At 64.3% G+C, this 11,999-nt stretch carries 11 protein-coding genes; 7 read left to right on the forward strand and 4 right to left on the reverse strand.

Features of this window, described 5'->3' with window-relative positions; translation table 11 throughout:
* Positions 1 to 77 precede the first annotated feature (77 nt).
* Positions 78 to 1,025 carry a hypothetical protein gene (locus UB31_RS06560; RefSeq protein WP_045010275.1) on the forward strand — a complete coding sequence of 316 codons (948 nt, stop codon included), beginning with the start codon at positions 78 to 80 and terminating at the stop codon, positions 1,023 to 1,025.
* A 37-nt stretch (positions 1,026 to 1,062) separates the two neighbouring features.
* A complete protein-coding gene (locus UB31_RS06565) occupies positions 1,063 to 2,013 on the forward strand; it encodes a YxiH-YxzG fusion protein (protein ID WP_245305961.1) in 951 nt (316 codons plus the stop codon).
* 19 nt (positions 2,014 to 2,032) lie between these two features.
* Here UB31_RS06565 and rimO read toward each other — a convergent pair whose 3' ends face one another.
* Complete coding sequence (rimO, locus tag UB31_RS06570; protein WP_045010276.1) at positions 2,033 to 3,358, reverse strand: 30S ribosomal protein S12 methylthiotransferase RimO; 1,326 nt, start codon at positions 3,356 to 3,358, stop codon at positions 2,033 to 2,035.
* Between the two features lie 114 nt (positions 3,359 to 3,472).
* Here rimO and UB31_RS06575 point away from each other — a divergent pair, with 114 nt between their 5' ends.
* The 5 genes from UB31_RS06575 to UB31_RS41210 all read left to right on the forward strand — a co-directional run bounded on the left by UB31_RS06575 (position 3,473) and on the right by UB31_RS41210 (position 9,412).
* Positions 3,473 to 4,063 carry an ANTAR domain-containing response regulator gene (locus UB31_RS06575; protein WP_045010277.1) on the forward strand — a complete coding sequence of 197 codons (591 nt, stop codon included), beginning with the start codon at positions 3,473 to 3,475 and terminating at the stop codon, positions 4,061 to 4,063.
* Complete coding sequence (locus tag UB31_RS06580; protein ID WP_045010278.1) at positions 4,060 to 5,223, forward strand: CmpA/NrtA family ABC transporter substrate-binding protein; 1,164 nt, start codon at positions 4,060 to 4,062, stop codon at positions 5,221 to 5,223. The genes UB31_RS06575 and UB31_RS06580 overlap by 4 nt, the downstream gene beginning before the upstream one ends.
* Positions 5,224 to 5,558: 335 nt before the next feature.
* Positions 5,559 to 7,337, forward strand: coding sequence for a NirA family protein (locus UB31_RS06585; protein ID WP_045010279.1), 1,779 nt, complete (start codon positions 5,559 to 5,561; stop codon positions 7,335 to 7,337).
* Complete coding sequence (locus tag UB31_RS06590) at positions 7,334 to 8,929, forward strand: sulfite reductase subunit alpha (RefSeq protein ID WP_045010280.1); 1,596 nt, start codon at positions 7,334 to 7,336, stop codon at positions 8,927 to 8,929. The genes UB31_RS06585 and UB31_RS06590 overlap by 4 nt, the downstream gene beginning before the upstream one ends.
* A gap of 330 nt (positions 8,930 to 9,259) precedes the next feature.
* The gene (locus UB31_RS41210; protein ID WP_187434626.1) at positions 9,260 to 9,412 is read left to right on the forward strand and encodes a hypothetical protein; all 153 of its coding nucleotides are present in this window, start codon (positions 9,260 to 9,262) and stop codon (positions 9,410 to 9,412) included.
* On the opposite strand, the gene UB31_RS06595 is transcribed toward UB31_RS41210, so the two are convergent.
* The 3 genes from UB31_RS06595 to pxpB are packed head-to-tail and all read right to left on the reverse strand — an operon-like array spanning position 9,413 to position 11,980.
* Positions 9,413 to 10,183 carry a LamB/YcsF family protein gene (locus UB31_RS06595; protein ID WP_045007413.1) on the reverse strand — a complete coding sequence of 257 codons (771 nt, stop codon included), beginning with the start codon at positions 10,181 to 10,183 and terminating at the stop codon, positions 9,413 to 9,415. It abuts the gene before it with no gap.
* A 31-nt stretch (positions 10,184 to 10,214) separates the two neighbouring features.
* Positions 10,215 to 11,252: a 5-oxoprolinase subunit C family protein gene (locus UB31_RS06600; RefSeq protein WP_045010281.1), complete on the reverse strand. Its 1,038-nt coding sequence runs from the start codon at positions 11,250 to 11,252 to the stop codon at positions 10,215 to 10,217.
* On the reverse strand, positions 11,249 to 11,980 hold the full coding sequence (gene pxpB, locus UB31_RS06605; protein WP_045010282.1) for a 5-oxoprolinase subunit PxpB: 732 nt from the start codon (positions 11,978 to 11,980) through the stop codon (positions 11,249 to 11,251). The genes UB31_RS06600 and pxpB overlap by 4 nt, the downstream gene beginning before the upstream one ends.
* Between the last annotated feature and the right edge of the window lie 19 nt (positions 11,981 to 11,999).

An 11,999-nucleotide genomic window follows, 5' to 3' on the forward strand; every position in this document is an offset into this window, starting at 1 on the left:
GCCAACGCGAATTGGTTCGAACCGGACGCACCACCGGCGAGACCAAAAGGGCGGGACCAACCAGATAGTTTTCAGCCTTGTCCGACACGCCTTACCCGATCGACCTCGACAGCATTCACGGCGCGTTTCCGCCGGGCATCGAGGCGCCACCCCTGCTGCTGGATTTTGCCGGCTGGCTGAACGGGCGTCCCTGGGGCAGCGTCGGCTGCTTTTCGCTGCAAGGCCAGTTCTCCGACCAGGCACCGATCTTCGACGGCAGTCCGCTGCGCGACCGCTTCGCGCTATTCATGCGCTTGCCCGATGGCTCCGCCGTCGGCGGCTGGTATGGCGCCGGTCTCGACCGCGACGATCCCCCGATCGTCGGGCTGGGGTCGGAGGGCGACTATCAATTGCTGGCGCCGACCCTCGACGGGTTGCTCGCGAAACTCACGTCACAGCAGTTCGACAAGGCCTGGCACGATCTGCGGCCACACGACGAGGTCGAGTGTCAGACCGTCGCGTTGGCGCAATGGCTCGCCGGACGGCCGACCGACGAGAGGGTAGCGCCCGAAGATCATTCGTCAGACCTGCCCGACTTTCGCGGCTTCGTCGAGAAATGGAGCCGGGATCGCGAAGACTATTGGGCCAATCACCGGATGATGGCCGAGCTCGGCTGGCGGCTTGCTGCGCATCTGCCGAAAGGCAAGAACGACTGGGACAAGACCCGTTTCGAAGTGGCGATCGTCGGCAAGCAATACCAGGCGCGGATCCTCACGCGCGGGCCGCAGCCATTCGAGGAATCCGGTTCGATCGAATCCCTGCTGCGCGAATTGCGCGAAGACATGCGGCGGACGCAGCCCGAGCTCGGGCTGTGGCACGCGATGAGCTTTGGGCTCTACGCCGAGGGCCGGGTCATGCCGAACTTCGAGTACGATGTGCGCCCGACCATCGATGGCGAGCCGGCGCTGCTGTCCGAAGCCAAAGCCGATCTCGCCCGCGCTCCGCGCCCCGAGCGCTGGGTGCCGAAATGGCTGACTGAAGCCTGATCGCTACTTCGCCCTTGCGCCCGACGCGTGCTTGGTGATGCTGCCTCGGGGCAGCATCGGGGGGGCTGGTTTGATCAGATCAATACAGTTCGAGAAGATTGGCACCGCGCCGACGCTTCCCGGATTTTCGCTCACTGCAAGCGGGGTTGCGGGCGACCAGTCGCTGCTGTTCTTGTTCGAGTTCTCGGACGGTGGCGCATCGACAGCGACTGCGTTGCGCGCCTCTGGCGTACTGCCACATCCGAAGATGGGCAGGTTGAAATGTTACCGTTTGCTTAAGTCGAATGCCGGATCGGAGCTATGGATCGATCTGCCTCCCCTTGAACTCCACGCCTCCAAGATCGACCTCTTTCCCGACGGTCGCGTCCTGCTGGCGAGCTCCAGATGGAACTTCCAGGTCGAGACGGACTACAATCTGAATGGAATCATCTTCGATCCCCAGACCGGGCAAGCAAGCCGCGTCGGCCTGGGCGACGGCATTAGCGATCTCCAGATCGATCAGCGTGGCCGGATCTGGGTTGGGTATTTCGACGAGGGTGTTTTTGGCAGTTCGGTCGGGCAGGCCGGTCTGGTTTGTTTCTCGGATTTGGGAGAGAAAGTCTGGGAATTTCCAGCAGATGCGGACCACACAATTGACGACTGCTACGCGCTCAATGTGACAGGCGCAGACGCTGCCATTTTCTTCTACTCGGATTTCCCGATCTGCAAGATTGGCGCTGATTTCCAATTGAGCTGGTGGCAAACGGAGCTACAAGGCTGTCATGCGTTCGCGATGTCAGCGACCGAAATCCTCTTCTCCTCGCAGTATCAGGAGTCCTCTGAGACCGCGCATATCGGACAATTAGATCGAGAGGGGGTCTTATATACCAAGCGAGCACGCCTGTTGATGCCCGACGGCTCAGGCCGTCCACCCGGCCGATTGCACGGGCGCGGCAACCATCTCTATCACTTCGGCGAAGACGGCATTTACCGGGCGACAGTGGTTTGAGACCAGCGGGGAAGCGCCGTCAGAACCCCGCGACACTGCCGTGCAGATCGTATTGATCCGCGCGTTCGATCTTCGCGGTGACGATCTCGCCGACGCGCAAGGGCCGGCGGCTGGTGAGATAGACCGCGCCGTCGATCTCCGGTGCATCCGCCTTGGAGCGGCCTTTTGCCACCGTCGGCCCGACCTCGTCGATGATGATCTGCTGGCGCGTGCCGACCTTGCGCTTCAGCCTGCGTGCGGAGATCTTCTGCTGGCGCGCCATCAGCGCATTGTAGCGCTCCTGCTTGATCTCAGCGGGCACGGCACCTTCGAGCGCATTCGACGTCGCGCCGGCGACCGGCTCGTATTTGAAGCAGCCGAGGCGATCGATCTCGGCCTCATCGAGCCAGTCGAGCAGATAAGCGAAATCGGCATCGGTCTCGCCGGGGAAGCCGACGATGAAGGTCGAGCGTAAGGCGAGATCGGGGCACTCTTCGCGCCAGCGCTTGATCCGCGCCAGCGTCTTGTCCTGCGCCGCCGGGCGCTTCATCGCCTTCAGAACCTCGAGGCTCGCATGCTGGAACGGGATGTCGAGATAGGGCAGCACCTTGCCCTCGTTCATCAGCGCGATGACCTCGTCGACATGCGGATAGGGGTAGACGTATTGCAGCCGGACCCAGGCCCCGAGCTCGCCGAGCTCCCGCGCGAGGTCGAGGAATCTGGCGCGGACCTGGCGGTCCTTCCACGGGCTCTCGGCATATTTCAGATCGACGCCATAGGCCGAGGTGTCCTGCGAGATGACGAGCAGCTCCTTGACGCCGGCATCGACCAGGCGCTCGGCTTCGCGCAGCACGTCGTTGGCCGGACGCGAGACCAGATCGCCGCGCAGCTTCGGGATGATGCAGAAGGTGCAGCGGTTGTTGCAGCCTTCGGAGATCTTCAAATAAGCGTAGTGGCGCGGCGTCAGCTTGATGCCCTGCGGCGGCACCAGGTCGAGATGCGGATTGTGGGCAGGCGGCAGGGCGCGGTGCACGGCGTCGAGCACGCTCTCATATTGCTGCGGGCCGGTGATCGAGAGCACGCCGGGATAGGCCTGCTCGATCTGCTCGGGCTCGGCGCCCATGCAGCCGGTCACGATCACCTTGCCGTTCTCGGCCATGGCCTCGCCGATTGCCGAGAGCGACTCCTGCTTGGCACTGTCGAGAAAGCCACAGGTGTTAACGATGACGATGTCGGCCCCGTCATGTTTGCGGGCGAGCTCATAGCCCTCGGCGCGCAGGCGCGTGATGATCCGCTCGGAATCCACCAATGCCTTGGGACACCCGAGCGACACGAAGCTGACCTTGGGCGCAGCCGTCTGTTCCATATCCAAAAATCTGCCTGATTGATCGGCAGGAGCTAGTCCTAATTGCCGTTAATTACAACCCTTTGCAGGGCGTTCCGGCGTGCTAAGGATGAATCGCCGGGTGGTGAGTGAGCAATGAACGCCGAACAGTCGCCCAAAATCGTGATTGTCGACGAGAGCCCGATCCGGGCCGCGATCCTCCAGGAGGGGCTGCGGGAGGCGGGGTTTACGCAGGTCGTCCACATCAGCGAGATGCAGAGCCTTCTTGCGCGCATCTATGCCGTCGACCCCGACATCATCCTGATCGATCTCGAAAACCCCAGCCGCGACGTGCTCGAAGCGATGTTCCAGGTCAGCCGTGCCGTGCGCCGGCCGATCGCGATGTTTGTCGACCAGAGCGATTCAGCTTCGATCCAGGCCTCGGTGGAGGCGGGGGTCTCAGCCTACATCGTCGACGGGTTGAAGAAGGAGCGCATCAAGCCGATCCTCGACCTCTGCGTGTCCCGCTTCAACGCCTTCGCAAAACTCCAGGAGGAGCTGGAGCGCACCAAGTCGCAGCTCGAGGACCGCAAGATCATCGAGAAGGCCAAGGGGATATTGATGAAGATCAAGGGCCTCAACGAGGACGAGGCCTACGTGCTGCTGCGCTCCACCGCGATGCGCGAGAAGAAGAAAATCGGCGAGATCGCCCAGTCGATCATCACCGCGTCGGAGATGCTGAAATGACTGGACCGCTCCGCATAGGGTTCATCCCGCTGGTCGATGCCGCCGCGCTGATCGTGGCCGTCGACAAGGGATTTACTGCGGCCGAAGGGCTCGAGGTCGAGCTGGTGCGCGAAGTGTCCTGGTCCAACGTTCGCGACAAGCTCAATATCGGCCTGTTCGACGCCGCGCATCTGCTCGCGCCTGTTGCGATCGCGTCCTCGCTCGGGCTCGGCCACGTCAAGGTGCCGATCGCCGCGCCCTTCAATCTTGGTATCAACGGCAACGCGATCACGGTATCGCCGGCGCTCCATGCCGCGCTGATGGCGGAGGTCGACGGCGATCGTTCCGATCCGCTCGTCACCGCCAAAGCCCTCGCACGGGTGGTTGCCTCGCGTCGCAGGGCGGGGGCCGAGCCCCTGACCTTCGGCATGACCTTCCCGTTCTCGACCCATAATTACCAGCTGCGCTTCTGGATGGCGGCGGCCGGCGTCGATCCGGACGAGGACGTGCGCCTGGTCGTGCTGCCGCCGCCCTACATGGTCGACAGCCTCGCCAACGGCCATGTCGATGCGTTCTGCGTCGGCGCGCCCTGGAACTCGGTCGCGGTCGATCTCGGCATCGGCCATATCCTGCATTTCGTCTCCGACATTCTCGAGCGCGCGGCGGAGAAAGTTTTGGCGGTTCGCCAAGCCTGGGCCGACAAGAATCCGGATGTGGTCGCAGCCCTCGTGCGAGCGGCAGTGAAGGCGGCCGAGTTCATCGAGCTTCCCGAAAACCGGACCGAGGCGGCGCGGATCTTGGCGCAGCCCGAGCGGATCGGCGTCGATGCCGAAGTCATCCAGCGCACCCTGACGGGTCGCCTGAAGGTCTCGCCCGACGGCACCTTCCGCGAAAGCGGCCGCTACCTACTGGTCGGACGCGAAGGGGCAGGGCGCCCCGATCCGGTTCAGGCCGCCTGGCTCTACGCGCAGATGGTCCGCTGGGGACAGACGGCGCTGACGCCGGACGGCGTCAAGACTGCAATGAGCGTGTTCAGGCCCGATCTCTATGACGCGGCCCTGGGCCACGGAAAGCCCGCGGAAGCGCCTGCGCCGTTCGGGGCTTTTGCCGGTCCAGCCTTCGATCCCGACGACATTCGTGGGCACCTCGAGGCCTTCGAAGTCCGCCGCTGGAAGGCGTGATTCGGCCCTGCACCGTTTTTGGGCGAGCCGGGTCATCGGCTAAATTTTGAGCCGCCTGCTCGAATTTCGGAAGAGTTCCGGAATGGACAGCTTCGCGGGCTCTTTCTAGTCGTTTGAAATCACGACAATTTCCATTCCGCCGAAGCTGGCACGCAACTTGTATGTTGCAGTGCGGCCAGCCTGTCACAGACGCCTGCTGAGCCAAGTCCCCAGCAACGAAGCTGATCGGACCGTTAGGTAACAAAGCAGGCCATTGAGCCAGCGGAGTTTCCTCGCGGGTCGTGTCCCATTCCCTCGATGCCACCCAGGTGGCCGCAGGAGCTTCGTTACCGACCATGAAACTCGAAACCGTCTCAGTCGACTTTACCGACGAGCAGAAGCGCTATCTCGAAGGCTTCACGACCGGTCTCCAGATCAGCCGCGTTGGTCGTGGCCTTGGTGGCGCGGGCAAGGCAAATGCCGAGCCGACCGGTCCCGATGCCGTGCACCTCAAGGCGCAGGACAAGGTCATCGCCTCGGGCAAGAAGCTCGCCGACCAGGAAAAATTCAAGCGCGACGAGCATCCCTTCGATGCCTATCCGCGGCTGCGCCAGCAAGCGCTCGACAACGCGCCGCCGAGTCCAGCGGACAATTTCCGCTGGCGCTATTTCGGGATTTTCTACGTCGCCCCGACGCAGGACTCCTACATGTGCCGCCTGCGCATCCCCAACGGCATCATGAAGCATTGGCAGCTCTCCGGCCTTGCCGATCTCGCCGACGATCTCTGCGGCCCGTTCAGCCACGTCACGACGCGCGCCAATCTTCAGCTTCGCGAGATCCCGCCGAAGAACGCCGTGAAGCTGATCGAGGGTATCCAGGACCTCGGCCTGTGCTCACGCGGCTCCGGCGCGGACAACATTCGCAACGTGACGGGAACGCCGACGGCCGGCATCGATCCGCAGGAGCTGATCGACACGCGCCCCTATGCGCGCGAGTGGCACTATCACATCCTGAATGACCGCTCGCTGTACGGATTGCCGCGCAAGTTCAACGTCGCCTTCGACGGCGCCGGCAGGATCGCGGTGCTCGAGGAGACCAACGACATCGCATTCACCGCGTTCGAGGTGAAGGATGGTTTCGGCGTCGAGCCCGGGGTGTGGTTTCGCCTCGGCCTTGGCGGCATCACCGGACACAAGGATTTCGCCAAGTATTCCGACATCATCGTCAAGCCGGAAGAAGCCACCGCTGTTGCCGACGCCATCGTGCGCGTGTTCATCGAGCATGGCGACCGCACCAACCGCAACAAGGCGCGGCTGAAATACGTGCTCGATACGATGGGCTATGACGGCTTCCTTGGGCACGTCGAGGAGCGGCTGAAGAAGCCGTTTACGCGCGTGCCGGAAGAAGCGTTTGCCCCGCGCCCAGCGTCGGACCGCATGGCGCATATCGGCGTGCACAAGCAGAAGCAGGAGGATGTGAACTGGATCGGCGTGTCGCTGCCGCTCGGCAAGATCACCTCCGATCAGATGCGGGGCCTCGCCAAGGTCGCGCGGGACCTCGGCGACGGGGAAATTCGTCTCACGGTCTGGCAGAACCTGCTGATCCCGGGCGTGCGCGACGAGAACGTCGAGCTTGCCATTGCCGCGATCAAGCAGATCGGGCTCGCGGTCGAGGCCTCGCATATCCGCGCTGGCCTGATCGCCTGCACCGGCAATGCCGGCTGCCGCTTTGCTGCCTCGAATACCAAGCGCCACGCGGCCGAAATCGGCGACTGGTGCGAGCCCCGCGTCGAGATGGATACGCCGGTCAACATCCACGTCACCGGCTGCCACCATTCCTGCGCGCAGCACTACATCAGCGACATCGGTCTGATCGGGGCAAGGGTGCCGGTGAATGAGGACGACACGGTCGAGGGGTACCACCTGTTCACCGGTGGCGGGTTCGGGCCTGACGCGGATGTCGGGCAGGAGGTCTATCACGACCTCAAGGCCGAGGACGCGCCGAAGACGGTCGAAGGTCTGCTCAAGGCCTACATCGCCCATCGTTCGTCTCCCGACGAAACCTTCCTCTCCTTTGCGCGCCGCCATGACGGCGAGACGCTGCGCAAGCTTGCCGATGCAGAGGTGTCCGCATGAACCAGATCAGCCCTCCGCCCAAGCTCGATATCATTCCCGCGAGCGCACCGTTCTCCGATGCCCAGCGCTCCTGGCTGAACGGATTCTTTGCCGGGCTGCTGTCGCCTGATGCAGCGGCGCCACTATCGGCAGAGCAGGGCGCCGCGATCATGCAAGCCGGTGACGGCGACGACGGCGAAGCGCCATGGCACGACCAGACCATGCCGATTGCCGATCGCATGAAGCTCGCCGAAGGGCGCCCCGTGCGCCGCAAGATGATGGCGGCGATGGCGCAGCAGGATTGCGGCCAGTGCGGCTATAATTGCAACGACTATTCGGAAGCGATCGCCACCCGCAGCGAAGCGCGGCTCAACCTTTGTGTCCCCGGTGGCAAGGAAACCGCGCGGATGCTGAAGGCACTGCACGAAGAGCTGGACAAGGCGCCGGCGACGAAAGCTCTCGACGCGGCAGCACCAGCCGTGACCGTGACGATCGCCGAGCCCGGCCGCTCGCGCGACAATCCGATCGCTGCAACTTTCCTGTCGCGGCACCTTCTCAACAAGGGCGCCTCGGAGAAGGAAACCTATCACATCGAGTTCGATCTCTCCGAGAGCAAGCTCGACTACGTTGTCGGGGATTCCTTCGGCGTGTTCGCACGCAACGATGTCGGCCTCGCCGACCAGATCATCGCGCTGCTGGGCGCTTCGCACACGACCAAGGTCAACGGCAAGACGCTGCGTCAGGTGCTGATCGACGACGTCTCGCTGTCGCCGGCGCCTGACACGCTGTTCGAATTGATCTCCTTCATCACCGGCGGCGCGCAGCGCGAGAAGGCGAGGGCGCTGGCGCAGGGCGAGGATCCCGATGGCGATGCCGCCACCCTCGACGTCATGGCGGCGCTTCAGAAGTTCTCCGGCACGCGGCCGCATCCCGAGGCCTTCGTCGAGGCGCTGGAGCCGCTCCAGCCGCGGCTCTATTCGATTTCCTCGTCGCATAACGCAACGCCCGGAAAGCTGTCGCTCACGGTCGATTCCGTGCGCTACGTCGTCGGCAAGCGCAAGCGCATTGGCGTGGCCTCGACCTTCCTCGGCGAGCGCATCAATGAAGGCGAGAAGCTCAAGGTCTATGTGCAGAAGGCGCACGGCTTCGGCCTGCCGGAGGACCCGAAGACGCCGGTCATCATGATCGGTCCCGGCACGGGGATTGCGCCGTTCCGCGCTTTCCTGCTCGATCGCAAGGCGACCGGCGCGCCCGGCAAGAACTGGCTGTTCTTCGGCCACCAGCGCAGCGATTGCGACTTCTTCTACCAGGACGAGCTGAGCGCGATGAAGACGTCTGGTCTCCTGACGCGGATGTCGCTGGCCTGGTCGCGCGATGGTGAGAAGAAGTTCTACGTGCAGGACCGCATGCGCGAGGTCGGCCGCGAAGTGTGGACGTGGCTTGCCGAGGGCGCGCACCTCTACATCTGCGGCGATGCCAAGCGCATGGCCAAGGATGTCGAGCGTGCGCTGGTCGACATCGTCGCCCAGTTCGGTGCGCGCTCGACCGACGAAGCCGTCAGTTTCGTCGCCGAGCTCAAGAAGACGGGCCGCTTTCAGGCTGACGTGTACTAAGGCGCGATGAGAGCTTGATGAATCGTCCTGGCGGCGCAAACGCAAGGCGTTGCGCCGTCAGTCGTCGGCTACTGTGCATGGGGTTGTTTTCGACATTTTTGTTCGGCGGGGGTTTGACGCGTCAGTCCGACTGTCATGAGATCGTCATTCGCGTCGGTTCCATCTGGCTCGGAGTTTAACGAATAAGATTCTCGGAACCCGCGGGCGGAGAGAATTTGCGCCTGCGACCGGGCGTTCGAAGAGAACTCTCATCGCTATTTCCGCCGCCATCTTGCCCGCCACCCGGGTCGACCCTTCATAATCGCGCAAATGGGGCGTTGGAGATCGACCATGCGCGAACTATCGGCGGAAGCCAGGCTGCATTTCTACGCGCGCTCGCTCTCGCGTCGGACTGCGGCGAACGCCCATCACATCGGGCTCTACAGCGCCTTCGCCGTCATTGCGGCGATCGTCTTCGGCACGCTCTCGGTGCACCCGTTCTGATCACGCCCCGCGCTTGAACGGCGCGACCTCGATCCCGGCCTCCTTCAACGCCTGACGCAAGCCGCGCGCGATATCGACAGCGCCGTGCGTGTCGCCGTGGATGCAGACAGTGTCCGTGCGCATCTTGATGACCTTGCCTGTGACCGACACCACCGCGCCATCCTGCACCATGCGCACCACGCGTTCGGCGATCGCCTTGGCATCGTGCAGCACCGCGCCGGGCTTCTTGCGCGAGACGAGGTTGCCGTCGTCCTCATAGGCACGGTCGGCGAACACCTCGTGCACCATCGGCAGATTGGCATCCTCGCCGGCCTTCACCAGTTTTGAATTGGCGAGCACGACGAAGATCAGGCTGGGATCGACCGCCTTGATGCCGGCCGCGATCGCCTTCGCCGTCATGTCGTCCTCGCAGGCGACGTTGGAGAGCGCGCCATGCGCCTTCACGTGCGTCACCTTGTGGCCGGCCGCCGTCGCGATCGCCTGCAACGCGCCGATCTGGTAGGCGACGAGGTTCTCGATCTCGGAGGACTTCAGGCCCGCGATCGGATGCCGGCCAAAACCGTGGAGGTCGCGGTAGCCGGGATGTGCGCCGACCGAGACCCCGCGCGCCTTCGCCAGCTCGACCGTCCGGCGCATGATATCGGGATCGCCGGCATGGAAGCCGCAGGCGACGTTGACCGAGCTTGCGAGCTCGATCATCGCGGCATCGTTGCCCATCTCCCACGCGCCAAAACCTTCGCCGAGGTCGCAATTGAGATCGATCGTCTTCATGGTTGCTCTCCGCCTCTGGTCGTCTTGTGGTTTAAGGCTCCGCCGCGACCTGCCACGTCCCGGCATCAACGGCGCTGACCGCATGGCCGGCAACGTTGGCATCGCTGAGCGCCTCGATGTTGAGCGCGACGGTGTCGGCGGAGCGCAAGCGGTCGGGCAGGGCGCGGATCGCTTGCGCGAACTTCTTCGCCTCGTCCTGCGCCTCGGCCACGCTGACGGCCTTGAAGCGGAACGCCGTTCCCGCCGAGGTCTGGGCGAGACGGCCGACATCGGCCGTGATCACGGTTGCGATCTTCGGATAGCCGCCGGAGGTGCCGCGGTCCATCATCAGCGCGATCGGCGCGCCGTTGCCGGGCACCTGGATGCTGCCGTTGACGGTGCCGTCGGAGACGATGTTGTGGCCGTGCAGATGCTTGATCGCGGGGCCCTCGAGCCGGTAGCCCATGCGGTCGGAGGTCGCCGAGATCTTCCATTCGCTGTCGAGGAACAGCGCCTTGTTGGCGTCGTCGAACTCGTCGTCCTGCGGGCCCAGCACGACGCGGATCGGATCGCTCGACGGCTTTGGCAATTCGATCCGCAGTTCCGGCGCGCCGCTCGCGGCATCGACAGCCAATTCGTCGTCAGCCTGAAGCGGACGCGGGTAGGGGCTGCCGAGGCCGGCGCGGGCGTTCACCGCGAGGCTACCGAACACCGGCTCGCCCTTGATGCCGCCCTCGATCGCGAGATAGGTGAACGCGCCGCCGCGCGCGAAGCCGAGCGTCAGCGTCTCGCCGTCCTTCAGTGTCACGGACGTGTCTATGGCCACCGCTTGCCCGGCAATGTCCGCATTGCGCGGCGCGCCGGCAATCGCGACGCGCACCGCGCCGTCCTTGGCTGTGAACGTGGCACCGAACGGGCCGATCTCGACCGTGGCCGCGAACGGCTCGTTGCCGACAAGGGTGTTCGCCGCCGCCAGCGCCATGCGATCCATTGCGCCGCTCGGCGTCAGGCCGTAGCGCTGTGCGCCCGGACGCCCGCCGTCCTGGACGGAGCTCGCTGGTCCAATGCTGCCAACAACGAGCCTGCTCATGTGACCACCTGCTCGGCGATGATCTCGCCGGCTTCCGCGGCGCGGTCCTGCTCTTCGAAGGTCTTGTGGTCGATGGCGAAAAACGTCACGCGATCACCGGGTTCGGTCAGAAAGGTCGGATTCCGGTGGAGCTGATAGGTCCGCACCGGGGTGCGGCCGAGCAGGTGCCAGCCGCTTGGGCCGGCCAGGCACTGGATGCCGGTCTGGATGCCGCCGATGGCGATCGTGCCGGCGGGCGTCAGCAGCCGCGGATTCTGCCGCCGGGACATCTGGAGGGATTCGTCCAGCCCGCTGAGATAGGACCAGCCCGGCGTGAAGCCGATCATGGCGATGCAATAGTCGCCGGCGGTGTGGCGGGCCACGATGTCGTCGGGCGTGGTCTTGAGCGCCTTCGCGACATCCTCGATATCGATGCCGTGCTCGCCGCCGTAGGCGACGGGAATGCGCCAGCGCCGCGCCTTCGCGGTAGGCGGCAGCGGCTGGCTGGCGATCGGGAGCAGCTTTTCGGAAAGCGCGTCAAAGCCGATCTTGCCGGGATCGTAATGCACCAGCAGCGAGCGATAGGTCGGCACCGTCTCGGTAATGCCATCGATGGCGCTTGCTGCGAGCGCCTTGTCGAGCGCCAGCACGCGCTGGTTGGCGGCATCGTCGATGGTACGGCTGAACTCGACCGTGACGGCGCTGTCGCCACTGGGCAGGAGGCGGGGCGGGGGAAGCGTCGCGGCCATGAGCTATCAAGAGCTGTCG

The organism is Bradyrhizobium sp. LTSP849, from assembly GCF_000938255.1.
Classification (GTDB): Bacteria; Pseudomonadota; Alphaproteobacteria; order Rhizobiales; family Xanthobacteraceae; genus Bradyrhizobium.

Coding starts and splice junctions, on each gene's coding strand:
- UB31_RS06595 (WP_045007413.1), bottom strand. CDS start 10,183: ATGAAGACGATCGATCTCAATTGCGACCTCGGCGAAGGTTTTGGCGCG.
- rimO (WP_045010276.1), bottom strand. CDS start 3,358: ATGGAACAGACGGCTGCGCCCAAGGTCAGCTTCGTGTCGCTCGGGTGT.
- UB31_RS06575 (WP_045010277.1), top strand. CDS start 3,473: ATGAACGCCGAACAGTCGCCCAAAATCGTGATTGTCGACGAGAGCCCG.
- UB31_RS41210 (WP_187434626.1), top strand. CDS start 9,260: ATGCGCGAACTATCGGCGGAAGCCAGGCTGCATTTCTACGCGCGCTCG.
- UB31_RS06600 (WP_045010281.1), bottom strand. CDS start 11,252: ATGAGCAGGCTCGTTGTTGGCAGCATTGGACCAGCGAGCTCCGTCCAG.
- UB31_RS06590 (WP_045010280.1), top strand. CDS start 7,334: ATGAACCAGATCAGCCCTCCGCCCAAGCTCGATATCATTCCCGCGAGC.
- UB31_RS06565 (WP_245305961.1), top strand. CDS start 1,063: ATGCTGCCTCGGGGCAGCATCGGGGGGGCTGGTTTGATCAGATCAATA.
- pxpB (WP_045010282.1), bottom strand. CDS start 11,980: ATGGCCGCGACGCTTCCCCCGCCCCGCCTCCTGCCCAGTGGCGACAGC.
- UB31_RS06580 (WP_045010278.1), top strand. CDS start 4,060: ATGACTGGACCGCTCCGCATAGGGTTCATCCCGCTGGTCGATGCCGCC.
- UB31_RS06585 (WP_045010279.1), top strand. CDS start 5,559: ATGAAACTCGAAACCGTCTCAGTCGACTTTACCGACGAGCAGAAGCGC.